This window comes from Caryophanon latum (assembly GCF_001700325.1).
In the GTDB taxonomy this organism is placed as follows: domain Bacteria; phylum Bacillota; class Bacilli; order Bacillales_A; family Planococcaceae; genus Caryophanon; species Caryophanon latum.
Genome location: NZ_MATO01000087.1, coordinates 1 through 1,916, shown reverse-complemented (window position 1 = coordinate 1,916; position 1,916 = coordinate 1). Strand labels below are relative to the sequence as shown.

General features: G+C 50.9%; 1 pseudogene. It reads left to right on the top strand.

Annotated features, from left to right (window positions below):
• A pseudogene (locus A6K76_RS16115) lies at positions 1-1,916 on the top strand (FIVAR domain-containing protein); the annotation flags it as partial.

The following is a 1,916-nucleotide window of genomic DNA, read 5'->3' as shown; positions in this document are numbered from 1 at the left end:
GATAAAGACGCGTTAACGGGTGCGATTACAGCAGCGGAAGAAGCCTTCGTAGCAGTATCGACAGACGGTGCAGACGTTGATCCAAGTAACGAGTGGACAACGGCAGAAGAAAAAGCGGCATTAGAAGACGCAATTGCGGATGCGCGTGATGTACTAGGTAACGCAGACGCAACGCAAGAAGAAGTGGATGCAGCGAAAGAAGCGTTAGAAGAAGCGGTAGCAACGTATAACGAAGCGAAGCAAGCTGGAACGAAAGAAGAAAATGGTGGAGAGACACCAACAGCACCAGATACGCAAGCATTAGAAGATGCGATTACAGCAGCGGAAGAAGCCTTCGTAGCAGTATCGACAGACGGTGCAGACGTTGATCCAAGCGAAGAATGGACAACGGAAGAAGAAAAAGCGGCATTAGAAGACGCAATTGCGGAAGCACGTGACGTATTAAATAACGCAGACGCAACGCAAGAAGAAGTGGATGCAGCGAAAGAAGCGTTAGAAGAAGCGGTAGCAACGTATAACGAAGCGAAGCAACCAGGAACGAAAGAAGAAGGCGGCACGCCAGTCGACCCAGGTAAAGTGGATAAAGATGCGTTAACGGGTGCGATTACAGCAGCAGAAGAAACTTTCGTAGCAGTATCGACAGACGGTGCAGACGTTGATCCAAGCGACGAGTGGACAACGGCAGAAGAAAAAGCGGCGTTGGAAGACGCAATTGCAGAAGCGCGTGATGTGCTAGGTAACGCAGACGCAACGCAAGAAGAAGTGGACGCAGCGAAAGAAGCGTTAGAAGAAGCAGTAGCAGCGTACGAAGATGCGAAGAAACCAGGAACGAAAGAAGAAGGCGGCACGCCAGTCGAACCGGGTGAAGTGGATAAAGACGCGTTAACGGGTGCGATTACAGCAGCGGAAGAGTCCTTCGTAGCAGTATCGACAGACGGTGCAGACGTTGATCCAAGCGAAGAATGGACAACGGCAGAAGAAAAAGCGGCGTTGGAAGAGGCAATTGCAGAAGCGCGTGATGTACTAGGTAACGCAGACGCAACGCAAGAAGAAGTGGATGCAGCGAAAGAAGCATTAGAAGAAGCGGTAGCGGTGTACGAAGATGCGAAGAAACCAGGAACGAAAGAAGAAGGCGGCACGCCAGTCGAACCAGGTGAAGTGGATAAAGACGCATTAACGGGTGCGATTACAGCAGCGGAAGAAGTCTTCGTAGCAGTATCGACAGACGGTGCAGACGTTGATCCAAGTGACGAGTGGACAACGGCAGAAGAAAAAGCGGCGTTGGAAGACGCAATTGCGGAAGCGCGTGATGTACTAGGTAACGCAGACGCAACGCAAGAAGAAGTGGATGCAGCGAAAGAAGCGTTAGAAGAAGCAGTAGCAGCGTACGAAGATGCTAAGAAACCAGGAACGAAAGAAGAAGGCGGCACGCCAGTCGAACCAGGTGAAGTGGATAAAGATGCGTTAACGGGTGCGATTACAGCAGCGGAAGAAGCCTTCGTAGCAGTATCGACAGATGGTGCAGACGTTGATCCAAGTAACGAGTGGACAACGGCAGAAGAAAAAGCGGCGTTAGAAGACGCAATTGCAGATGCGCGTGACGTGCTAAATAACGCAGACGCAACGCAAGAAGAAGTAGACGCAGCGAAAGAAGCGTTAGAAGAAGCGGTAGCAACGTATAACGAAGCGAAGCAAGCCGGAACGAAAGAAGAAGGCGGCACGCCAGTCGAACCAGGTGAAGTGGATAAAGATGCGTTAACGGGTGCGATTACAGCAGCAGAAGAAACTTTCGTAGCAGTATCGACAGACGGTGCAGACGTTGATTCAAGCGAAGAATGGACAAGGGCAGAAGAAAAAGCGGCGTTGGAAGAGGCAATTGCGGATGCGCGTGATGTACTAGGTAACGCAGACGCAAC